Origin of the sequence: Komagataeibacter sp. FNDCF1, from assembly GCF_021295335.1 — a bacterium.
Lineage (GTDB): Bacteria > Pseudomonadota > Alphaproteobacteria > Acetobacterales > Acetobacteraceae > Komagataeibacter.
In genome coordinates, this window is sequence record NZ_JAIWOT010000001.1 from 2077385 (window position 1) to 2100571 (window position 23187).

At 64.8% G+C, this 23187-nt stretch carries 22 protein-coding genes; 10 read left to right on the forward strand and 12 right to left on the reverse strand.

What is annotated here, in order from left to right:
• The 12 genes from LDL32_RS09860 to secA all read right to left on the reverse strand — a co-directional run bounded on the left by LDL32_RS09860 (position 1) and on the right by secA (position 11452).
• Positions 1–738, reverse strand: a complete 738-nt coding sequence (locus tag LDL32_RS09860) for a hypothetical protein (RefSeq protein WP_233066387.1) — start codon at positions 736–738, stop codon at positions 1–3.
• Positions 739–849: 111 nt separating this feature from the next.
• The gene (pal, locus tag LDL32_RS09865) at positions 850–1320 is read right to left on the reverse strand and encodes a peptidoglycan-associated lipoprotein Pal (RefSeq protein ID WP_233066389.1); all 471 of its coding nucleotides are present in this window, start codon (positions 1318–1320) and stop codon (positions 850–852) included.
• A gap of 247 nt (positions 1321–1567) precedes the next feature.
• Positions 1568–2935, reverse strand: a complete 1368-nt coding sequence (tolB, locus tag LDL32_RS09870; protein ID WP_233066391.1) for a Tol-Pal system beta propeller repeat protein TolB — start codon at positions 2933–2935, stop codon at positions 1568–1570.
• 31 nt (positions 2936–2966) lie between these two features.
• Positions 2967–3959, reverse strand: coding sequence for an energy transducer TonB (locus LDL32_RS09875; protein WP_233066394.1), 993 nt, complete (start codon positions 3957–3959; stop codon positions 2967–2969).
• Between the two features lie 32 nt (positions 3960–3991).
• Positions 3992–4429 (reverse strand): protein TolR, encoded by a 438-nt coding sequence (gene tolR, locus LDL32_RS09880; RefSeq protein ID WP_034933589.1) that lies wholly within the window; start codon positions 4427–4429, stop codon positions 3992–3994.
• 2 nt (positions 4430–4431) lie between these two features.
• On the reverse strand, positions 4432–5097 hold the full coding sequence (tolQ, locus tag LDL32_RS09885; RefSeq protein ID WP_233066396.1) for a protein TolQ: 666 nt from the start codon (positions 5095–5097) through the stop codon (positions 4432–4434).
• A gap of 201 nt (positions 5098–5298) precedes the next feature.
• A complete protein-coding gene (locus LDL32_RS09890) occupies positions 5299–5724 on the reverse strand; it encodes a YbgC/FadM family acyl-CoA thioesterase (RefSeq protein WP_255673804.1) in 426 nt (141 codons plus the stop codon).
• Positions 5711–6772 carry a Holliday junction branch migration DNA helicase RuvB gene (gene ruvB / locus LDL32_RS09895; RefSeq protein WP_233066398.1) on the reverse strand — a complete coding sequence of 354 codons (1062 nt, stop codon included), beginning with the start codon at positions 6770–6772 and terminating at the stop codon, positions 5711–5713. The genes LDL32_RS09890 and ruvB overlap by 14 nt, the downstream gene beginning before the upstream one ends.
• Positions 6769–7389 carry a Holliday junction branch migration protein RuvA gene (ruvA, locus tag LDL32_RS09900; protein WP_233066400.1) on the reverse strand — a complete coding sequence of 207 codons (621 nt, stop codon included), beginning with the start codon at positions 7387–7389 and terminating at the stop codon, positions 6769–6771. Before ruvA ends, ruvB begins: the two co-directional genes overlap by 4 nt.
• Entirely contained in the window at positions 7386–7892 is a 507-nt protein-coding gene (gene ruvC, locus LDL32_RS09905; RefSeq protein ID WP_233066402.1) for a crossover junction endodeoxyribonuclease RuvC, read from the reverse strand. The genes ruvA and ruvC overlap by 4 nt, the downstream gene beginning before the upstream one ends.
• Before the next feature lie 8 nt (positions 7893–7900).
• Complete coding sequence (locus LDL32_RS09910; RefSeq protein ID WP_233066404.1) at positions 7901–8650, reverse strand: YebC/PmpR family DNA-binding transcriptional regulator; 750 nt, start codon at positions 8648–8650, stop codon at positions 7901–7903.
• 60 nt (positions 8651–8710) lie between these two features.
• Positions 8711–11452, reverse strand: a complete 2742-nt coding sequence (secA, locus tag LDL32_RS09915) for a preprotein translocase subunit SecA (RefSeq protein WP_233066406.1) — start codon at positions 11450–11452, stop codon at positions 8711–8713.
• Positions 11453–11732: 280 nt separating this feature from the next.
• On the opposite strand from secA, the gene LDL32_RS09920 reads away from it, so the two are divergent.
• From LDL32_RS09920 to LDL32_RS09965, 10 genes are all read left to right on the forward strand, one after another.
• Positions 11733–12608, forward strand: a complete 876-nt coding sequence (locus tag LDL32_RS09920; RefSeq protein ID WP_233066408.1) for a peptidylprolyl isomerase — start codon at positions 11733–11735, stop codon at positions 12606–12608.
• A 92-nt stretch (positions 12609–12700) separates the two neighbouring features.
• Complete coding sequence (argJ, locus tag LDL32_RS09925; RefSeq protein ID WP_233066410.1) at positions 12701–13936, forward strand: bifunctional glutamate N-acetyltransferase/amino-acid acetyltransferase ArgJ; 1236 nt, start codon at positions 12701–12703, stop codon at positions 13934–13936.
• A gap of 111 nt (positions 13937–14047) precedes the next feature.
• Positions 14048–14638 carry an RDD family protein gene (locus tag LDL32_RS09930; RefSeq protein ID WP_233066412.1) on the forward strand — a complete coding sequence of 197 codons (591 nt, stop codon included), beginning with the start codon at positions 14048–14050 and terminating at the stop codon, positions 14636–14638.
• Positions 14639–14840: 202 nt separating this feature from the next.
• A complete protein-coding gene (locus LDL32_RS09935; RefSeq protein ID WP_233066415.1) occupies positions 14841–17459 on the forward strand; it encodes a mechanosensitive ion channel domain-containing protein in 2619 nt (872 codons plus the stop codon).
• Positions 17452–18186 carry a 2OG-Fe dioxygenase family protein gene (locus LDL32_RS09940; protein WP_233066418.1) on the forward strand — a complete coding sequence of 245 codons (735 nt, stop codon included), beginning with the start codon at positions 17452–17454 and terminating at the stop codon, positions 18184–18186. Before LDL32_RS09935 ends, LDL32_RS09940 begins: the two co-directional genes overlap by 8 nt.
• Positions 18183–19241 (forward strand): hypothetical protein, encoded by a 1059-nt coding sequence (locus tag LDL32_RS09945; protein ID WP_233066421.1) that lies wholly within the window; start codon positions 18183–18185, stop codon positions 19239–19241. Before LDL32_RS09940 ends, LDL32_RS09945 begins: the two co-directional genes overlap by 4 nt.
• Positions 19242–19463: 222 nt before the next feature.
• Entirely contained in the window at positions 19464–20600 is a 1137-nt protein-coding gene (locus LDL32_RS09950; RefSeq protein ID WP_233066424.1) for an ABC transporter permease, read from the forward strand.
• Positions 20601–20605: 5 nt separating this feature from the next.
• On the forward strand, positions 20606–21421 hold the full coding sequence (locus LDL32_RS09955; RefSeq protein WP_233066427.1) for an ABC transporter ATP-binding protein: 816 nt from the start codon (positions 20606–20608) through the stop codon (positions 21419–21421).
• A 5-nt stretch (positions 21422–21426) separates the two neighbouring features.
• On the forward strand, positions 21427–22380 hold the full coding sequence (locus LDL32_RS09960) for an MlaD family protein (RefSeq protein ID WP_233066430.1): 954 nt from the start codon (positions 21427–21429) through the stop codon (positions 22378–22380).
• Positions 22377–23045 (forward strand): membrane integrity-associated transporter subunit PqiC, encoded by a 669-nt coding sequence (locus LDL32_RS09965; protein ID WP_233066432.1) that lies wholly within the window; start codon positions 22377–22379, stop codon positions 23043–23045. Before LDL32_RS09960 ends, LDL32_RS09965 begins: the two co-directional genes overlap by 4 nt.
• Positions 23046–23187: the final 142 nt, after the last annotated feature.

A 23187-nucleotide genomic window follows, 5' to 3' on the forward strand; every position in this document is an offset into this window, starting at 1 on the left:
TCAGCCGCACTTGGCGCGTTTGCGATAGACCTGTTCGGCCGACTTGATGCGCGCAGCCGGTTCGGGGAATTCACTCGCCAGCTTGTCCAGTGCCTGGCAGGCGGATGCCTTGTCATTCAACGCCACAAGCGTTGCCGCGACCCCCAGCAGTGCACTGGGCGCGCGCGCGCCATGGGGCGCACGGTTATACGCATCGTAATAGGCAAGGGCTGACTGGCGGTACTGCTTCTGCCCGGCCAGGGACTGGGCCAGCAGATACTGCGCATCCACCTGCCGGGGTGATTTGGGGCCGGACAGCACCTGCTGCGCATCAGCCTGCGCGGCCGCGAAATCCTGCTGCATCAGCGCGTCATTGCCAGCCTTGAGCAGGTCATCCGCGCTGCGCTTTGCCGTAGGGGCCGCGGCGGGACTGGCCACGGGTGCGGCCAGCGCGGCGCCACCCGTCGTACCGCCATGGCCATGCTGCATGGCAAAGTTCATGTCCTCGATCTGCTTGTTCATGGCGGCGCTCTGCTGCTGGACCTGATTGGTCAGCTGGTCGATCTGGCCCCGCATATCACGTGTCTGCTGTTCAAGCGTATTGACACGGTCAAGCAGCTGAAGGGTCAGGTTGCCGCTGTCATCCGCCCGCGCGGCACCAAGACCGGCCAGCATGACACCGCCCGCCAGCATACCCACCCTGCCCCATCGCCGGGAACGGGAGGTGACCGAAAGGAAACCCGACATCACAGACCGCATGGACCAAACCCCTTGTAACAACTAAGCATGCCTACCTAAAACAAAACCGGCCGAGCGATAGGCGCCCGGCCGGTTCCATACTGCAACGCTACGGAAAGCGTTGTCAGGAAATTACTGTACCGCCGTGATGGCGTTACGGTTCTGGGCCCAGGATGCCTCGTCATCGCCAACGGCGGTCGGACGGTCCTTGCCGTAGGAGATGGTGGTGATGCGCGACGCATCGACACCCTTCGCCACCAGGTAATCATGAGCGGCGTTCGCACGGCGCTCACCCAGGGCGATGTTGTATTCTTCCGTGCCACGGTCATCGCAGTTGCCTGCGATCTGCACGTGTACCTGCGGGTACTTGGCCAGCCAGGCAGCCTGCTTGTCGAGCGTTGCCTTCGCATCGCTGGACAGCGTGTTCTGGTTCAGTGCGAACAGCACGCGGTCACCAGCCGTTGCGACGAGATCAGCCTCGCTGCCCGGGGCCGGACCGACCTGCTGTGTAGCCGCACCTGTGTTCGCGCTCTTGTTCGCATGATCGGAACACGCAGCGAGGAAAAGGGCCATGCCGGCCGCACCGAGAAGCTTCAGTTTCATTACTTTTGATCCTGGATCGGTTTCTTTGGTCGAAACCATTTGTTGAATTTCCGGATTTAAATATGGAACGGTCCCGAGTCTCGTTTCGCTCTGCCAAACAAACTGTAAAACAGAAACTCGCGATCGCTGGAAACCTGCGCCATCATAGACGGAAAACCGCGATTGCGTCAATGTTGGACAAACACATACCCGCCACCCGCCCATGGCGGGGATCGCATGATACGATTTGCCCAACATATTGATATCATTACTTGTTTAGCGGAGACCACGTCGGATCGGATGCGCTGCCCGCAGGCAATGCACGTTCGTGGAAGCCAGTAATGTCAATTGTGCTGATACCTGTTGCAAATCCGGCACCAGTACTGCCGCCCGAACTCTGGCGGCAGAAGGCCAGGACACGACCATTGGGGCAGAAGGTCGGGCTTTCCACGGTAAAGCCCTGTGTCAGGATCCGCTCCCCCGTTCCATCGGGCGCCATCACGCCAAGCGAGAAGCTGCCATTGGCAATGCGCGAGAACGCGATCAGGTCACCACGCGGCGACCATACGGGCGAACCATACTGGCCATGCCCATAGGAAATCCGCTTCGCATCCCCACCCGACGCACTCATGATATAGAGCTGCGGCGAGCCGCCACGGTCGGAGTTGAACACGATCTGCGAACCGTCGGGGCTGAAGGACGGGCTGGTGTCAATCGCCCCAGAGGACGTCAGCTGCCGCCGCGACATGGTGGCAAGATCGACCAGATAGATATCGGACCCGCTGCCACGCGTGACCGACAGGATGACGGAACGCCCATCGGGGGAGAAGCGTGGTGCAAATGAAATACCGGAGAAGTCACCAAGCAGGCGCTGCTGCCCGGTATTGAGGTTGAACAGGTAAACACGTGGCCGGTAATTGGCATATGACATGAATGCCAGTTCACTATTGGCCGGGTTGAAGCGCGGCGTCAGGGTCAGCCACTGGCCGTTGGTCAGGTAGCGGCTGTCCGCCCCGTCCTGGTCCATGATGGCCAGCCGCGTGACCTGGCGCGCACGCGGGCCGGAACGCGCGATATAGGCGATGCGGGAGTTGAAGTAGCCCTGCTCACCCAGCATGCGGTTATAGATCACATCGGCGATCACATGCGCGATGCGGCGCCAGTCCTGGGCTGCGGCGGTATAGGCCGTGCCCTGGATCTGCTTGCCCACCAGCACGTCCCACAGGCGGAATTCCACCCGCAGGGAACCGCCCTGGTCAACAACCTTGCCAGTCACGGCCGCGCGCGCGCCCATGGACTTGTAGGATGCGAAATCCGGCGTGCCCTGCGGCATGCTGGCGCTGATGGGGCGGAACAGCCCGCAATTGCCCAGATCGGCCGAGATCACATCCGTGATCTGCTGGGCAACCCCGCTGCCGAGTGAGGGCAGGACAATGGGGATGGGCGCCGTGCGGGCCTGGTCCACCGTAATCTCGGCATCGCCCGCAGCCTGCGCATGCGCCGTGCCAGCCGCGAACAGGGGCGTGGCCATAAGGCCGCCCGCCACACCCGCACCCATGAACCCACGCCGGCTGAACGCTGCTGCCAGCCGTGCGGCATCGTCATCCGGGATCAGTGGCTTTACGCTTGACGTCATTTTCCTCTCCTCGCCCTCGTCCACTTCTGTATCAGGGACGGAATACGAATTTCAGTTGTCTGGTCTGGCCCAGCAGGTTCTGCGGAATCGGCAGCTTGGCACAGGTGGGGCTGAGCACCGCATCACGCGCGCGTTCCGCCAGCGCGCGGTATGAGGGGTCGGACGCCATCTGGGCCTGTGTCTGCGGTGCGAACTCCACCAGTCGCGCCGTGCCGGTTCCATCCACGGTCACGACCAGATGCGCCACGAACTGGGCATAGTTGCGCGCGGCCGTATCTTCCGAATAACAGCGGCGCACCGCACTGCCGATCGCCTTCTGTTCCGTGGAACTCAGTGCGCTCGTGATATCCCCGTCCGGCGTGCCACCCCCATCGGGCGCACCGCCCTGCAGCGGGTTGGCGCGGGCCTTGGGCGGATGGGTCTGCTTCTGGTCCGCGCGGAAGGCATCAAGCGTCGCCAGCAGGGAATGCGTGTCGGGCACGTGCTTCTTCGTCTCGTTGGGCTGGGTCGTGCGTGACTGTTCCTGCACCTTTGGCGCCGCCGTGGGGTCCGGCTGAGCCGAAGGCGGCACGGGCGCATGCGCCTGCGCGGGAGCGGCCTTTGCCGGCGTTGGCGGCAGCTTCACCGCATCGGGCGAAGGCTGCTGCTCACGCGGCGGGGTCGGCGCGTCGGGCACCGGCTTTGGCGCCTGCTGCGGCGGTGGCATGGGTGGTGGTGGCGGCGGTGGAGGGGCTGCTTCTTCGTTGGGCTCCTTTTCCGGCGGGGTTGGCGCGGGGGGCGCCTCCTGCCTGACCGGCGCCGGGGCCGGGGCCGGCTTGGGCGCGGGTTTGTCACCCTTGTGCGGGGTGGATGTGCCGGTATCAGCGGCAAATTCCATCTCGACCGTGGGCGGCGGTGGCGGTTCGGGGGGAACCGGCACCGGCAGCCGGAGCAGCACGGCCAGCAGCAGGGCCACATGCAGCCCGCCCGATACCAGGACGGACCGCCGCATGAGGATACGTTCAGAGCGACGCGGTGGCACCACGATCAGACGGCTCCCGATATCACAGGTTCAGGTCAGTGGCCGCCGCCGGGCGGCTGCTGCGCAAGAAGGGCCACATGCGTAAACCCGCCAGCCGTGATCTGGCCCATGATCTGCATGACCCGGCCATAGTCGATGTGCGAGTCGCCGCGTACGAAGATACGGTGCTCGCGATCGTTCTGGGATGCGGCCTTCAGCTGGTCGACCAGCTGGTCCTGCGAGACGGGATCATCCCCCAGGTACAGATCGCCATTGGACCGGATCGAGACGGTGATGGGCTTGGTGTCGGTATTGACCGGCGCCGCATCGGTCTTGGGCAGGTCCACGTTCACGCCGCTTGTCATCATCGGCGCCGTCACCATGAAGATGATGAGCAGCACCAGCATCACGTCAACCAGCGGGGTGACGTTGATGTCCGCCATGGGCCGCCGCTTGCGCCGCCGCCCACGCAGGTCGCCCAGGCTCGCCCCCATGCTCAGGCACCCCTCTCTTCGGACTGGCGGGACAGGATGGCCGCGAATTCGGTACCGAAGGCATCCAGCCGGTCCTCGAACACGCTCATGCTGTTGCTGATCACGTTATAGGCGATCACCGCCGGGATGGCCGTGACAAGACCGATGGCGGTCGCGAACAGGGCTTCCGAAATACCGGGAGCCACGACCGACAGGTTGGTGTTGTGCATGGCCGCGATGGAACCGAAGGCATGCATGATGCCCCACACCGTGCCGAACAGGCCGATGAAGGGGGCCACCGGCCCGATGGTGGCCAGGAAGATGATCCACCGGTTCAGGCGGTCCATTTCCCGCGTGATGGTGATGGCCATGGCGCGGTTGACCCGGTCCTGCACGCCACCATGCACCAGGTCGATGCCGGAAATGCGCGATGACCGCCGCCATTCACCCATGGCCGCGCCAAACACCGCCGCCATGGGGTGGACGGGCTTGGCGCCGTCGGATTCGTACAGGTCCTCCAGGCTGCCGCCAGCCCAGAACCGTTCCTCAAAATCATTTCCCTGCCGGTTGACCCGGCGGATGGTCGTGAATTTGTCGAAAATGATTGCCCAGACAATCACACTGCAGGTCACCAGTCCGACCATTACCAGCTTCACGACAATGGATGCGTGCATGAACAATGCCCACATCGACAGATCGCCTGCTGCAGCCCCTAGATTTGCCGCGTTAACCGCTTGGTCCAAATATGCCTCCTGCCCACCTTGACCGTTCGCTCAAACACGAAGATTGCCCGTTTAGCAAGCCACGGCCAACCCGCTTTCCGCACAGCCTTGCATCACGGTCAACCCATGACACAAAAAGAACATGCCTCACGCATGCCTTGGTGGTGTTCAGGCTACCAGTGCGCCCAACAGATCACGCCAAGGAGGCGGAAATCGGGCAGCGCGCCCGTCAAGCGCCCGGACACAGGCCAGGCGGACATCCAGCGTGCCGCAGCCCGGTCCCTCCCCTTCCTTCGCGCCCACGCGGTGGAAATGCTGGATCAGGCGGCAGCTTGCCGCACCCAGTTCGGTCAGGCGAGTCGTGACGCGCACGATATCATCGAGCCGCAGCGGCGCGCGGTAGTCGATGGTGGCCTGCCGGACCACGAAGGCCAGCCCGTACTCGGCCAGCAGGTCGGATGCCGAACGCCCCTGCGCGCGGATGGCCTCGGTCCGGGCGCGTTCGGCCAGCCCCAGATAACGGGCATGGTAGACCACGCCCCCCGCATCCGTATCCTCGTAGTAGATACGGAAGTCGATATTATGTTCCACCATCAATCCCGTCCCCCAGCAGATCGCCCTGTCCGGGCGTGCGGGCGGGGGGCTGCAACCCAAGGTGCCGCCAGCCCCGCTCACCCAGCATGCGCCCGCGGCTTGTCCGTAGCACAAGCCCTTCCTGTATCAGGTAGGGCTCGATCACATCCTCGAGTGTATCGCGCGCTTCGGCCAGGGCAGCGGCCAGCGTCTCCACCCCGACCGGGCCGCCATGGTGATATTCCGCAATCCGGCGCAGGTAGCGGCGGTCCATGCCGTCCAGCCCCATCGAATCGACTTCCAGCCGTGACAGGGCGGCATCGGCCAGCGCGCGGTCGACCGGCCCGCGCCCCGCGCGCGCCACGGCGGCGAAGTCACGCACCCGGCGCAGGAGCCTGCCCGCGATACGCGGCGTGCCACGGGAGCGGCGGGCGATTTCCTCCGCCCCCTCCGGCGTCAGGTCGAATTCCAGCTTGCGCGCGCCGCGGGTCACGATCTGGCACAGTTCCTCGGGCGTGTAGAACACTAGCCGCAGCGGAATGCCGAAACGGTCCCGCAGCGGGGTGGCCAGCAGACCTGCGCGCGTGGTGGCCGCCACCAGCGTGAAGGGAGAGAGATCAATGCGTACGGAACGCGCGGCCGGTCCTTCGCCAATGATCAGGTCAAGCTGGAAATCCTCCATCGCGGGGTAGAGCACTTCCTCGATGGCGGGGTGCAGGCGGTGGATCTCGTCAATGAACAGCACGTCACGCGGCTGGAGGTTTGTCAGGATCGCCGCAAGGTCGCCCGCGCGCTGGATGACCGGACCGGATGTGGCGCGAAAGCCCACACCCAGTTCACGCGCCACGATCTGGGCCAGCGTGGTCTTGCCCAGTCCCGGCGGCCCGTGCAGCAGCACGTGGTCCAGCGCATCACCGCGCTGGCGGGCGGCGGCGATGAAAATGGCCAGATTCTCCCGGCTGGCCTTCTGGCCGGTAAAGTCATCGAGCGTCTGTGGCCGCAGCGTGCCCTCGCTGCCATCTTCCTCGCCCCTGCGGGCGTCGATCTCACGTTCCGGCTGATCGCTCATCGGGCCAGTTCCTTCAGCGCGTCACGGATCACGATATCAAGGTCCACCTGTCCCTCATGCCGCCCGATCACGCGTTCCACCACCGGCATGGCCTCCCCACGCCTGAAGCCGAGACCGGAGAGCGCCAGCACCGCATCCGCCGCAATGCTGCGGGGTACAGGGGCGGTAATGGTCACGCCCGGAATAACCCCGCCCGCGGGCAGGCCGGTAGGCATGCCCTCGCACTTGTCACGCAGTTCGGTCACGATGCGCTGGGCCAGACGGGCGCCCACACCGCCCGCGCGGGTGAGCATGGTCCTGTCGCCCGCACCGATGGCAACCATAAGCTCCGGCGGCGGCAGGACCGACAGGATGGCCAGCGCCACCTTCGCCCCCACCCCCTGCACGGTGGTGAGCAGACGGAACCATGAGCGTTCGGATGCCTCGGCAAAACCATACAGCAGGATCGCATCCTCCCGCACCACGGTCTCCACCAGCACAAGCGCCAGTTCCGGCGGCTGGGGCAGCGCCGCCAGCGTGCGGCTGGAAGCCTGCACCAGATAGCCGACCCCGCTTACATCAATTACGCAGCGATCGGCCTCCACCTGCGCCAGCAGGCCGCGCAGCTGGGCGATCATGCCATCCTCGTGGCGCGGGCAATGTGGGCCGCACTGGTGCGGTGATGGGCGTGGCAGATGGCCACGGCCAGCGCATCCGCCGCATCGGCGCGCCGGAGCAGGGCAGTCGGCAGGATACGGCGTACCATCATGCTGACCTGTTCCTTTGTCGCGGCCCCCGTGCCCACCACCGCACGCTTGACCGTTTTCGCCCCGTATTCGGACACGGGGATATCCAGCAGCATCGGCACCAGCAGCCCCACGCCACGGGCATAGCCCAGCTTCAGCGTGGCAGCGCCATTGCGGTTGACGTAGGTTTCCTCCACCGCCGCTTCATCGGGGGCAAAATTGCGGGCCAGTTCCAGCAGCGCATCATGCAGGTGCCGCAGGCGCTCGGGTACCGAAAGCGCCGAGTCGGTTGCAATCACCCCGTCAGCCACATGGGTCAGCCGGTTGCCCTGCGCCGTTATCATGCCCCAGCCGGTAAAGCGCAGGCCAGGGTCAATGCCAAGGATGCGGACCACCGCCCGGCTCAGGCCGAAAGCTTTTCGGCCACGTCGTCCGGCAGGTCGAAATTGGCGTACACGGCCTGCACGTCATCATGGTCTTCCAGCGTGTCGATCAGCTTGAATACGCTGCGGGCCTTGTCCTCATCCAGTTCCACCGTATTGCCCGGCCGCCAGTCCAGCTTGGCCGAAGCGGGTTCGCCAAAGCGGGTTTCCAGCGCGTCGCGCACGGCAAAGAACGATTCAACCGGGCAGGTCACTTCGTGCAGGCCATCCACGGTCTCGACATTCTCGGCCCCGGCTTCAAGCCCGGTCTCGATCAGGTCGTCCTCGCTCGCGGCATCCAGCGGATAGGTGATCACGCCCAGCCGGGTGAACATGAAGGAAACCGAGTTCGTCTCCCCCAGCGAACCGCCATGCTTGGAAAACGCGGCCCGCACGTCCGATGCAGTGCGGTTGCGGTTGTCGGTCAGCCCTTCCACGATCACGGCCACGCCGGCGGGACCGTAGCCTTCGTACCGGACTTCGGTATAGTCATCACCGCCACCGGCACCCGATGCCTTCTTGATCGCGCGCTCGACCGTGTCCTTGGGCATGTTGACTTCACGCGCGGCGGAAATGGCGGCGCGCAGGCGCGGATTCATGGCCGGGTCGGGCATGCCCTCGCGCGCGGCCACGGTAATTTCACGAATGACCTTGGCAAACTGCTTGGCCCGCTTGGCGTCCTGCGCGCCCTTGCGGTGCATGATGTTCTTGAATTGGGAATGACCCGCCATCGTTCGTACCTGAATCCTGTATCGCTTCTTGTTCGTGCCTGTCCGCCATGGGCGGGCTGGTCAGACCAGCCGCCCGTGGCAGTGCTTGTATTTCCTGCCCGACCCGCATGGGCAGGTGGCGTTGCGCGAGACCTCGCCCCAGCTGGACGGGTCATCGGGCATGATCGCGGCCGCGCCGATCGGGGTGGCCATGGCCGGGTCGGGCTGGCGGCCCGTGGCATCGGGCATGAGCCCGGGGCCCGGCTCGTTCTCCAGCCCCGGCACCTCGGGATCGGAATGGATTTCAGCCACGCCAGCAAAGGGGTTGTCGATGGGCGGCGGCGCCATTTCCACCCGCGCCATGGTGCCGGTCACGCGCACGCGCAGGTGGTCGAGCATGGCATGGAACAGTTCGAATGCCTCGTGCTTGAACTCGTTGAGCGGATCCTTCTGCCCGTAGGCGCGCAGGCCGATGCCCTGACGCAGCTGGTCCAGTGCAAGGAGATGTTCCTTCCACACCGCATCAAACGTGGTGAGCAGCACCTGCTTTTCAACATAGCGCATGACCGAGGGGCCGAAATTCGCAGCCCTGCTGGCCTGTGACTGCGCCGCCGCCTGCTCGATCCGTTCGGTCACGACGGTCGCGTCCACGCCATCTTCCTTCGCCCATTCCGCAATGGGCAGCGTCAGGTTGAGCGTGGTCTGCACGTCCTGCGCCAGTTCGTCCTTCAGCCACTGTTCAGGGAAGGATTTTTCCGGAATGCGGCGCGCCACCATGTCGTGGATCACGTCCTCGCGCATTTCGGTTATGATGGGCGAGACATCTTCCGATGCCATGTATTCCCGGCGCTGGGCATAGACTTCCTTGCGCTGGTCATTCATCACGTCATCATATTTGAGCGTGTTCTTGCGCATGTCGAAGTTGCGGGCCTCGACCTTCTTCTGCGCGCGCTCCAGGGCCTTGTTGATCCACGGGTGGACAATGGCCTCGCCTTCCTTCAGGCCCAGCTTCTGCAGCATGTTGCCCATCCGGTCCGTGCCGAAGATACGCATGAGATCATCTTCAAGCGAGATGAAGAAGCGCGAATTGCCCGGATCGCCCTGCCGCCCCGCGCGACCGCGCAGCTGGTTGTCGATGCGGCGGCTTTCATGCCGCTCGGTGCCGATCACATACAGCCCGCCCGCCTTGCGCACGATATCGTGATCGCGCGCTACGCTCTCCCGCAGTTCCTGCTCGCGCCGGGCGCGTTCCCCGGGATCCTCGATACCGGCAAGGCGCTGGTGGATCAGCATGTCCACATTGCCGCCCAGCTTGATGTCCGTGCCGCGCCCGGCCATGTTGGTCGCAATCGTGATCGCCCCCGGCGCACCGGCCTGGGCCACGATCTCGGCCTCCAGTTCATGGAAGCGGGCGTTGAGCACGTTATGCTTGATACCGTTCTGACGCAGGAGCGAGGAGAGGTATTCGCTTTTCTCGATCGAGGTGGTGCCCACCAGCACCGGCTGGCCGGATGTCGCGCTGATGTCCTTGATCAGCCCGGCCACCGCCTCGTATTTCTCACGCGCGGTCAGGTAGACCTCATCATCATCGTCCTTGCGGGCGACAGGCAGGTTGGTCGGGATCTCGATGACCTCGAGCTTGTAGATATCCGCAAACTCGTCCGCTTCCGTCATGGCCGTGCCGGTCATGCCGGACAGGCGGGGATACATGCGGAAATAGTTCTGGAAGGTGATGGAGGCCAGGGTCTGGTTTTCCTGCTGGACCTCCACATGCTCCTTGGCTTCCAGCGCCTGGTGCAGGCCATCGGAATAGCGGCGGCCTTCCATCATGCGGCCGGTGAACTCGTCAATGATGATCACCTTGCCGCCGCGCACGATGTAATCCACATCCCGCGTGAACAGCGTATGGGCACGCAGCGACTGCTGGACGTGATGGATCACCGCCACGTTCTGGCTGTCATACAGGCCGCCATCATGCAGCACGCCCGCGCCCCGCAGCAGGTCCTCCACCTGTTCCGCACCCTTTTCCGTCAGGATGACGGAGCGGAACTTTTCATCCTTTTCATACGCTTCGGGGTCGGCCACCAGCGCGACCATCACCTCGTCCACCGCGCGATAGAGGCTGGAACTGTCCTCCGCCGGGCCGGAGATGATGAGCGGGGTCCGCGCCTCATCGATCAGGATCGAGTCGACTTCATCGACGATCGCATGGTGGAAGGGCCGCTGGACCATGTCTTCGACGCGGTACTTCATGTTGTCGCGCAGGTAGTCGAAGCCGAATTCGTTGTTGGTGCCGTATGTTATGTCGGCGCGGTAGGCGGCGCGGCGCTCGTCCTCGGGCATGTTGGGCACGACCACGCCGACACTCAGCCCCAGGAAATCGTAAAGCCTGCCCATCTGCTCGGCATCGCGGCTGGCCAGATAGTCGTTCACGGTCACGACATGCACGCCCTGCCCCGCCAGCGCGCTGAGATAGACGGCAAGGGTCGCGACAAGGGTCTTGCCCTCACCGGTGCGCATTTCCGCGATCTTGCCGTCATGAAGCACCATGCCGCCGATCAGCTGCACATCGAAATGGCGCATGCCCAGCACGCGTTTCGCGGCCTCACGGCAGACGGCAAAGGCCTCGGGCAGCAGGGCATCAAGCGTTTCCCCCTTTGCCAGACGGGCGCGGAATTCGGGCGTTTTGGCGGCAAGGGCGGCGTCGTCCAGCGCCTGGAACTGCGGTTCCAGCGCGTTGATCGCGGGTACACGCCGCTGATAGGATTTCAGCGCCCGGTCATTGGCGGTTCCGAACAGGGCGCGGGCAATACTGGCGAACATGAAGACCTTCCCGGAATGACAGTCCCGCCCGCCCGCGACGGACCGGCGGGTGCGGGGCAGGCTTGGCGGATAAAATTCTCGCGCGGAGACATGAGATAGGACCCACGCCGTCACGGGTCAACCGATGGACCGCAGGGCCCGGAAAGAAGCAGGGAGACAGCCATCTGGCATCCGGCCCTTGCAGGCTGGGCCGCCCTTCGCCATGATGGCCGCCAAACGCGTTCATAACTAGGGTTTTTTGCACATGCGGACTATCAGTCCGGCAAAGGCTGTCGCAACGATGGCCCTGCTTGCTTCCTCTTTCATTATTCCTCCTGCGCTTGCGGCCGGACCGGCGCCGGCCCCGGCCAAACCGGCCGCCACCGGCACGGCGGACCAGAATCCGCTGCTTGCCAGCGTGAACGGACAGGACATCCGTCTCAACGACGTGCGTCAGGCCATGGCCAGCATGCCCGAGCAGCTGCGCAAGCTGCCGGACACCATCATCGTGCCGATCCTGCTCAACCAGCTGGTCGACCAGCGCGCCATCCAGATCGCCGCCGCGAAGGCCGGGCTGGACAAGCAGCCCGACGTGCAGCAGCAGATGCAGCAGGCCGCGCAGAATGCCCTGCAGAATGCCTATCTCTCCGCCCAGGTGGCTCCCACGCTGACGGATGACGCCATCAAGGCGTATTACGACCAGAATTACGCCAACAAGCCCGGTGCGGAAGAAGTCCACGCCCGCCACATCCTGGTGAAGACCGAGGCGGAAGCCAACGACATCATCAAGCAGCTCAAGGGTGGTGCGGATTTCGGCCAGCTTGCCACCAAGCTGTCCACCGATTCCGGGTCGGCCAAGCAGAATGGCGGTGACCTGGGCTGGTTCAAGAAGGGCGACATGCTGCCTGCGTTCTGGGACGCGGCATCCTCCATGCAGCCCAACAGCTTCAGCCAGACGCCGGTGCACACCCAGTACGGCTGGCATGTGATCCAGGTGCTGGGCAAGCGTACCGCCCCCACCCCCACGCTTGACGCCATGCGCGACCAGATCCGCCAGAAGCTGATCCAGGACGGCGTGCAGAAGGCCGTGAGCAACGCCCTGACGCAGGTCAAGGTTGTCCGCTTCGGCCCCGACGGCAAGCCCCTGCCGGAAAACCAGCAGGGCGGCGCCCACTGACGCCGGAGCAGCCGCCGGGTGGCCATGCGCCGCCCGGTGGTGCCTGTCGCCCCATTTTTCCACCGCTGTCATTTCCAGGATCGTAACCGACCATGGCCAACGCCCTGCCCGTCTCCCCTCTTGCCCGGTCCCTGCCCGAACTGCCACCGCTGGCGGGCGTGCGCTTTGGCGCGACCGAAGCGGGTATCCGCTACAGGGGGCGTACCGACCTGGTGATGGCGGAGTTCGCACCGGGCACGACGGTGGCCGGTGTCTATACCCGCAGCAAATGCCCCGGCGCACCGGTGGACTGGTGCCGCGCCGCCATGGCCGATGGCCGGGCACGGGCACTGGTGGTCAATGCGGGCAATGCCAATGTCTTTACCGGTCGCGCGGGCTTTGAGGCGACACAGGCCAATGCGGCCGATGCCGCCCGCCTGGTGAACTGCGCGGCGAGCGAGGTATTCCTCGCTTCCACCGGGGTGATCGGTGAGATCCTGCCCTACCAGAAGATTTCAGCCGCCCTGCCGGGACTGTACGCAAAGCTGTCCGACCATGGCTGGGCCGATGCCGCGCGTGGCATCATGACAACCGATACCTTCCCCAAGGCCGCGACCCGCACCGCGCGCATCGGCGCCACAACCGTGCGCATCCAGGGCATTGCAAAGGGCAGCGGCATGGTCGCGCCCGACATGGCCACCATGCTCGCCTTCGTGGCAACCGATGCAAAACTGCCCGCCAGCGTGATCCAGGCGCTGCTGGATGATGGCGTCAACCGCAGCTTCAACTGCATCACGGTGGATTCGGATACGTCCACCTCAGACATGCTGCTGCTGTTCGCAACAGGCCAGGCAGGCAATGCCGAAGTGAGCGACGCGAATGCGCCGGAACTGGCGGAATTCCGCATGGCCCTCGATTCCCTGCTGCTGGACCTTGCGCTGCTGGTCATCCGTGATGGCGAAGGCGTGACCAAGATGATGCACATCACCGTCACGGGCGCGGTGTCCGATGCCTCTGCCCACCGCATTGCCATGGCGGTGGCCAATTCCCCGCTGGTCAAGACCGCCGTGGCGGGGGAAGACGCCAACTGGGGCCGCGTTGTCATGGCGGTAGGCAAATGTGGCGAACCGGCCAACCGCGATACGCTTTCGGTCAGCATCGGGGGGACCTGCATCGCGCAGAACGGCACCGTGGTTCCGGATTATGACGAAACCCCCGTGGTCGCCCACATGAAGGGGCAGGAAATCGAGATCGCGATCGATATCGGCCTGGCCAACGGCACCGCCCAGGCCTGGGGCTGCGACCTGACCCATGGCTATATCGACATCAACGGCTCCTATCGCAGCTAGGCCCGTGGGGGCTGGCATGCGGCAGGCGCTTTTTTACAGTTCCGTTCCGGCCTGAGCAGTGGCATTGCTGTGCTGTTGAACCCCGATGGCAGCCACACAGGAACGCCCTGCATGACGAACCCGTTTTTTCGACCCGCCCCCAACCCGCAGGCTATATGGACCTATGCCGGGTTCTGGATGCGGGTCGTGGCCTATCTGATCGATTCCGTCGTGCTGTGGGTGGTGCTGGCCCTGCTGGGGATGCTGCTGGTGCCGCCCAGTCTTTCGGTCTCGATATTCGATCCGCAACCGACAGGCGGAAGCGGGGGGGATTACCGCATTTCCTACATCCAGCCGGCGGATTACACCATCATCTCCACCATGCCCCACCTGCACTGGAATGGTAACGGGCTGTTCGAGATCATTTCCCTCATCCTGCCTGCCGCCTATTATATCCTGTGTGAATCGTCACGCGCGCAGGCCACGCCGGGCAAGCTGCTGTGCGGCATGCGGGTGACCGACCTGCAGGGCAACCGCATCACGGTTCCCCGCGCCATGGGCCGGTATTTTGGCAAATACCTTTCCGCGTTCATCCTGGGCATCGGCTTTCTCATGGTCATGTGGACCGAGCGCAAGCAGGCCCTGCACGACATCCTAGCGGGTACATGCGTGATCCGCCGCCAGCCACGCGCCCAGGCGCCCCAGCCCGCGCAGTGGAACTGAACACGGCAAAAAAGACCGGCACCCGGTGCAACCCTGCCGTCTTTTGTAATCTTTTGCCCTGATATTGCATGATATTGCATAGACCCCGGTTACATTCAGGGCAGACCACCGCAGCGCTGCGCGTGGATGTTTTACCGTTACCGCAGGGAGCCCGGACACACCACGCCGGGCATCGCGCCATTTGAAGGAGGTGAACATCGGCATGTCGGCCCATTTCATGACTACCGCCCGACCCGTCCCCACGCATGGTGGACGGTATGGCGGCATAGCACGCGCACTGACCGTGCGCGTACTGGCAGCCTTCATGCTTGCATTCCTGCCCTGGATCGCACAGGCCCGCGCGGCGGACACGACCCCCGCGCAGGCAACCGGGCAGGTCATCACCGCCCAGCAGGCCCAGCAGGTCCTGTCCGTCATGAACGACCCGCAGAAGCGGGAGGAATTCACCCGCACGCTCGATGCCATTGCCAAGGGCCTGCCCGCGCAGCAGATTGCACCGACACCCGCCCCCGCCCCTGCGCCCGCCAAGAAACCGGCCGCTGCCGCCGATGTGGAGCTTGAGCCGGACAGCATCAGCACCGAAGCCATGAACGAACTGACCCGCGCGCGCGATCTGGCGTTGCGGCAGGGCGAAAATTTCATGGCGCTGTTCAAGGACCTCGCCTTTGTGGGGCGCTGGGTCCATTCCATGGTGAGCAGCACGGATTCGCGCCAGATCCTGCTTGATGCGCTGACGCGCGCCAGCCTGATCTTCATCTTTGCCCTTGTGGCCGAGCGCGGGCTGTCCATCGCCATGCGCAAGCCGCTGGCCGGTGTGACCGCGCGCGCGGTGGCGACCGAGGCACGGCTGAACCGGCGCATCAATACCGAAGAGCGCGAGGAGGACCAGCCTGCCCCGCCGCCTGCCTCCACCGCCGATGCCCAGGCGGAACAGCAGACCGAGCAGACCCGCCAGCAGGATGACCGCCAGAAGCACGAGACGCTGCGCATCATCACGCGCATCCCTTATTCCCTGCTGCATTTCCTGATCAAGCTGCTGCCCGTGGCCCTGTTCTTCGGGCTGGGCTATGGCGGTTCGGTCCTGCTGACATCCACCCACCAGGCCGAGATGGTCACGATCACGCTGACCAATGCCTATGTGATCGCGCGTGTGATCTACCTGCTGCTCGAGACGGTGTTCGTGCCGCATTCCCCCACCATCCGCCTGTGCAGCGCGTCCGACGCGACCGCGCGCATGGTCACCCGCTGGTGGAATTTCCTGGTGGCGGCGCCGTCCATCGTGGTGTGCCTGTCCACGCTGGGCGGCGTGTTCGCCATGCCCGCGCGCGGCACGGAAGCCATCATCCGCGCCGTGGTGCTGATCGAGCATGTCCTGATCGCGATCTTCATCTGGCGCATCCGCCACCATGTGGGTTCGGCGCTCCAGCCCACGGCGCGGCTGCAGCAGAAGCCGTTCTGGATGTTCGTGGGCAGGATGGTCCGCTTCTGGTGGATCCCGGCCATGTTCTTCGACTTTGCACTGTGGCTGGTCTGGGCAACCCAGATCCGGGGTGGCTATGCGTGGATCCTGCGCACCCTGTCACTGACCATCGTGGTGATACTGGGCGCGCGCCTGCTGTCGGTGCTGGCCTTCAGCGTGCAGAACAGGCTGTTCCATGTGCCCGATGCCACGGAAAAGCGTTATCCCGGCCTGCAGGCCCGCGTGGATTACTATTACCCGATCGCGCGCCGGGTGCTGTCCGTCCTGCTGACCTTCATGACGATCGTGCTGCTGGCCCAGTCCTGGGGGCTGCCCGCCATCCGCTTCTTCGTGCATGGCTCGCTGGGTACCAAGATCGTGGGCGCGATGCTGACGATCATGATCGCCTACACCACCGCGATCGTGGTGTGGGAAGTCGCCAATGCCATGCTGCAGAACCAGATCTCGCGCTTCGAGACATCGGAACAGGCCTCCCGCGCGACACGGCTGCGCACGGTGCTGCCGATCATCCGCACGGTGCTGCTGACCTTCATCATCATCATCGTGACCGTGACCACGCTGTCACAGATCGGCATCAACGTGGCCCCGCTGCTGACCGGTGCCGGAATCATGGGTGCGGCCATCGCCTTTGGTTCGCAAAGCCTGGTCAAGGACTTCATCACCGGCTTCTTCATGCTGGTCGAAAACGCGATGCAGGTGGGGGACTGGGTTACGGCGGGCAGCGTTGCGGGCACGGTGGAACACCTTTCCATCCGCACCCTGCGGCTGCGCGCGGTGAACGGGGACCTGCATATCATCCCGTTCTCGTCCGTCACATCGATCGCCAATACCTCGCGCGATTACAACCTTGTCGTGGTCAGTTTCATGCTTGACCTGTCGGAAGACCCGCATCGCGTCGCCGCGATCCTGAAGGATGAACTCTCAAGCCTGCGCAAGGACCCCGTATTCGGCCCGCTGATCAAGTCGGACTTCTCCTTCCTGGGTGTGGAGCAGGCCGATGGCAACGGTGCCAAGTTCCTTGGCTCCATCCGCACGGCGGCGGGCGCCAAGTGGAAGGTCTACCGTGAATACTACAGCCGGCTGAGCGCGCGCATGGTTGCGGAACAGGTGAAGTTCCCGATCCCGACCTCCGTCAACCTGCTGGCCAATGGCCCAATGGGCGCGCTGCGCATGAACATGGAGGAAAACCCGAATGCCGTGCTGGCCGCCCATGCCGCACAGACCGGGACAGAAGATGCGGAAACCGGAACCGCGGGCAATGACACCCAGGCCGCCAGCCCCGCGCCGCAGGGCAAGGGGGACGGCAGTGCCGGCACGGGTCATGCCCCGTCCCATGACTGACCGTACCCCCACGCTGCTGGCGCGGCTGGAATCCCCCCTGCGCATGGACGGCTTTGCCTTCGTGCCGGCGGGGGAAATGCTGCCCCTGCTTGAACAGTACGGGCTGCGTGACTGGTCCAGCTTTGCCGCAAGCTGGAACCGGCTGGGGCTGGACCGCTACATGGCGGATGGCGGGCGCTACCGCCGCCGCCGCCATGCCACCTTCGCCATCAGCGCGCAGGGCATCCGGCGCAAGAAGCATCAGCCGCATTACCAGAGCCGGGACTACAACGAACTCAATGGCGGGATCGAACGCTGGTTCCGCGCCATGGAGCCCGAGACAGGAGAGCACCCGGCGCTGCACGCCATACTGCGGCTCATGCACCGGATCGTGACCGACATGAGCGATCCGGCCCACATACCCGATGTATGGCATACCGAAATCCACCAGTTCCGTATCGAGGCACTGGACAGCACGCCGGGCCAGCCCACCCCCGAAGGGCTGCACCGCGACGGCGTGGACTGGGTGATGGTGGTCATGATCCGCCGCGAGAACGTGATGTCCGGCGAGACCACGATCCATGACCTGCAACGCACCATGGTGGGTGGCTTCATGCTTGACCAGCCACTGGATACGGCGGTGGTCAACGACAACCGCGTCTATCACGGGGTGACGGCGGTACGGCCGCTTGACCCCGCGCGCCCGGCCTACCGTGACGTACTGGTCGTGACGTTCCGCCACCAATGAACACCCCCCCTGCGGGGCGGACCGGCGCATGGCGGCATTTCTGTGCGCTGGCCGTCGGGACCATGCTGGCTATGGGGGCCGGGCTCTACCTGTTCATCGTGACGGTGGACCCATGGGATGCGCTGCCATATTCCCCCCCGCTGGCGCGCATTCCCGTTACATCCAACGCCCGCTACACCATGCCTGCCCTTGCACGGAACCCACGCTTCGATTCCGTGGTGCTGGGCACGTCGACCAGCAGGCTCATGCAGCCCGCCATCCTGGACCGGGCGCTGGGGGGACACTTCCTCGACATGGCCATGAACAGTGCAAGCCCGTGGGAGCAGGGACGCCTGCTGGACGCCTTCCTGCGTACCCATCCCGCCCCGCGCACCGTCATGATCGGGGTGGACGCCGCATGGTGCCATGAACGCCCCGGCAGCCTGACATCACCCAACCGCCCCTGGCCGGAATGGATGTACGGCCACCCCGCATGGCGGGGCTACCTGCACATGGCCAGCCTGTATGCCCTGCAGGAAGCCGCCAACCAGTTCCTGTGGCTGGCCGGGCACAAGGCACAGCGCTTCGGCACGGACGGCTATGCCAGCTTCGTACCGCCGGACAGCCGGTACGACCCCGCCCGCGTCGCCGCCATTTTTGCCCGCTGGGCCCCGCCCGACAACACACCAGCCCCCCCCGGCATGGCCCGCACGCCACCCGCCAGCATGCGGCTGCTGGACTCCATGCTGGCGCGCATACCTGCCAGCACGCTCAAGATCCTGTGGTTTCCACCCGCATCGGCCACCCTGCACGGCACGGCGGGCAGCGTTGCCGCGGCACGGCTGCAGGCATGCAGGCTGGGCGTGAGGGCACTTGCCGCACGGACCCCCGGTACCTTTGCCCTTGATTTCAACCATGACAGCGCGCTTACGGAAAATCGTGACAGTTTCTGGGATCCGCTCCATTACCGCATCCCGGTGGCCCGGCGCCTGATGACTGACATCGCAACCGCCGTGAAGGACGGACGCGCACCCGATCCGGCGCTGGATATCCTGTATGCGCCGCCCATGCGGTAAGCGGGCGGGCGGGCATGGACGCAAAGCCATGCGCTGTTATCGCGGAGCCTCCCCGGCGGCGGGGCTTGTGCGGGACCGGTCATCTGGTATGGAAAAAGGACACCGTGACATGCCCGCCCCGTACAGGCACACCGATGGCATGGGGCAGGATCCGGGATCGTTTTGTGCAGGCCGCACCCGCGACCGGGCGGTCAGATTGCGGCACTGAGGTTGGAGAGGCTGGTGAAAACGTCCGTCAATGGTGCGCCGCAATGGCATCTTCAGCCCGAGGCGAACCGGACCCTTGTTACCCTATCGGGAAACTGGATCGCACAGGAAGGACGTGTTCCCGCCTTTCCCGAGAGCGGACTGAAGGACGTGCCGCAGGGCGCACCGCTTGAATTCAGCACCGAACAGCTTGGCAGATGGGATACATCGCTGATCAGTTTCCTGTGGGAACTCAAGCGCAGCGCGCGCGAAGCGCATGTCGATGTCCACATCGACACGCTGCCCGCATCCGCCCACAAGCTGCTTGACCTGCTGCCCGAAATCCCGCCCACCCCGGAGCCCCCGCCACATCATGCCTTCGCGCCGGTGGCGGCGGTGGGGCAGTTCACGCTCGATACGCTCAACGAAGTGGGCTGCGTGAGTGAGATGGGAGCCGCCGCCGCGCGCGGTGGCATTGCCGCCCTGGTGGGGCGCGGGATGATGCGCACCGTCGATCTCATGTCCGATCTTGCCGCCGCCGGCCCGTCAGCGCTGCTGATCGTGGGGGTGGTAAACTTTCTGGTCGGCGCGATCCTGGCCTTTGTCGGTTCGGTGGAACTGCACAAATTCGCGGCCGACATCTATGTCGCAAGCCTTGTGGCCATTGCCATGGTGCGTGAGATGTCGGCTGTCATGACCGCCATCATCATGGCGGGCCGCACCGGTGGCGCCTATGCCGCGCGCATTTCCACCATGCAGGCGAACGAGGAAATCGACGCGCTGCAGGTATTCGGCATTCCCGTCGCCAGCTACCTGATCCTGCCCTCCGTGCTGGCGCTGGGCTCCACCATGCCGCTGCTTTATCTGTATGGCTGCCTGATCGGCATGCTTGGCGGGTTTGTCGTCTCGTTCATCATGCTGCATGTCTCGCCGCTGGGATACTTCCACGAAACGCTGCAGGCGCTGCCACTGGACCAGTTCACCTTCGGCTTCATCAAGAGCCTTGTGTTCGGCGTCTTCGTGGGGCTGACAAGCTGCCGTATCGGGCTGAAGGCGGGACGCAGCGCCGCCGATGTGGGCATTGCCGCGACCAAGGCCGTGGTGGTCGGCATCGTGGGGGTGATCGCCCTGGATGCCGTGTTCGCGGTTATTGCCAACGTGATCGGGATCTGACCGCCATGAACGACCTGCATAACCAGATGCCCTCCACCAACGATGATCGTCCGGTCATGATCACGGCCAACGACGTGACGCTGGCCTTTGGCCCCAAGGTGATCCAGCACGATGTGTCCTTTGAGGTGAAGCGCGGCAGCATCTTCGCCGTGATGGGGGGGTCGGGCTGCGGCAAGAGCACCCTGCTCAAGAGCATGATCGGCCTGCTGCGCCCCACCGGGGGCCGCTACATGGTGGAAAAGGACAATTACTGGGCAGGTGACGACGCAAGCCGCGTGCGCATCGGCCGGCGGTTCGGCGTTCTGTTCCAGAGCGGTGCGCTGTGGAGTTCCATGACCGTGGGCGAGAACGTGGCCCTGCCCATGCAGATGTTCACCAGGCTGGAACCGTCCGTCATCCGCCAGATGGTGGAGCTCAAGCTGGGGCTGGTGGGCATGCTGCATGCCATTGACCAGTACCCCTCCGAACTGAGTGGCGGCATGCGCAAGCGCGCGGGGCTGGCGCGCGCCATGTCACTGGACCCGGATATCCTGTTCTTCGATGAACCCTCGGCGGGGCTGGACCCGATCACCTCCGCCCGGCTGGACGAACTGATCCTGAACCTGCGCGACGGGCTGGGGGCCACGATCATCATCGTGAGCCATGAACTGTCCAGCCTGTTCCATATCGCGGATGACGGCATCTTCCTGGATGCGGACCAGAAAACCGCCATTGCCCACGGATCCCCCGTATGGCTGCGTGACAACTGCACGGACCCGGTGGTCCATGCCTTCATGCACCGTGAACAGCTGGACAGTTCCAGCTCCCACGGAAACGGGTAAGCCTGATGGCCGACAGGCAGACGCTTATCGGCGCGGCCGTTCTGGGTGTGGGGGCTATCGCGCTGGCCGTACTGGGGGTGACGGGCTGGCTGCCCATACCCGGGCGCAGCACCGAAGCGGTCGTGGTGTTCGAAAGCCCGACCAACGGGCTGGACATCGGCTCGCCCGTCAACTTCCGCGGGGTGCCGGTGGGTGCTGTCGAACGCATTACGGTGCGGGTGGACCCGGTGGACCACCATACCTACATGCCGGTCTATATCCTGTTCGACCCGGCCCACGCACCGGGGCGTGGCGACCTGCCGCCGCTACCCGAACTGCTGGCCAGCGGGCTGCGGGCCGACATGGTGCTGCACAGCCTGGTAACCGGCCAGACCGAACTTGACCTCGACCTGGACCCCGGCACGCAGCAGCGCCTCCATCCCGACCTGACGGACATGCCGGAAATTCCCATGGGGCAGACCGCGCTGCAGCAGCTGGAAGCCTCTCTGGTCTCGACTTCCGTCCAGCAGCTTCACCACGACATGGTAACGGCACTTGCCAGCATCCGCATGCTTGCGGCGGACATGAACCGTGACATGCCCGGCATGATCGCCAGCATCCGCGCCACATCCGCGGATGCCGATACGGCGGCCAGCCAGATCCGCGCCGCCATTACCGATGTGGCGGATCGTGCCAGCGTGACCATCAACCGGCTCGACCAGCTGATCACCGCCAACAACCGCCAGTTCGTGGGCCGCCGCGCGGAACTGCTGGCGCTTATCGACAATACGCACCACACCATGGCACAGGCGCGCGAAACCCTGGCCAGCCTGCGCGCCCTGACCGACCCCCAATCCCGTGACAGGCTGAATCTGGACGCTACGATGCGTGATGTTATGGAAGCAGGTTACGGGCTGCGCGGATTCGCCACTGAAGTCGAAAGTAATCCGCAACTTCTGCTGATGGGACACAACCAATGAAAACGCGCCAGCCCGCCGCCCCTTCCCGCCATCCGTCCCTGCGGGCGGCGGGTGGACTGATGCTCTGCGCCGCCATGCTTTCGGCGTGCTCCTCGGCGCCGGTGCGCTTCTATACCCTGGGCGCGCCCGCCGTGGCCGTAGGGGCGCAGACCACCGCCACCACCCCCATTACCGACAGCACGCCGGTGATCGAGGTCGAGCGTGCCCGCCTGCCCGATTACCTGGACAGCCAGGACATCATGGTCCGCAACGGCCACGAGATCGAGCGCAGCGGGCTGGGCCGCTGGGCCAGCCGCCTGTCGGTGGGGGCCACGGACCTGATCACCGCACGCCTGGCCCAGAAATGGCCGGACCTGTTCGTGACCGACCAGCCGCAGCCCGACCGTCCCACCTGGCGCCTGCAGCTCAATATCAGCAGGCTTGACGTCAGCCGTGATGGCCAGTCGGCGCTGAATGCGGACTGGGCCATCATTCCGCAGGACCCGCGCGCCTCCATCCTGCGCAACCGCACCACCATCGTCACGAATGGCAATACGGCCAGCAACGCCAACATCGCCAGCGTCACGGAAAACCTGCTCAATGAACTGACCAGCCGGATCGAGGCAAGCTGGCCCGGCCCCGGCCAGACGGCAGCCACCAGCCAGCACCATCGCAGCCACAGCTGACCTCCCGCCATCCGAACAGGGCGGGTCCCCTGTCACTCCGGCAACATACCGGTTTGCGGGGGAATCGCGGGCACCCGTCCGTGCCCGGCCCCGGTCAGGGGGAACCTTCGGGCCGGACGGGCATTGGGTGGGCAGCCCTGCG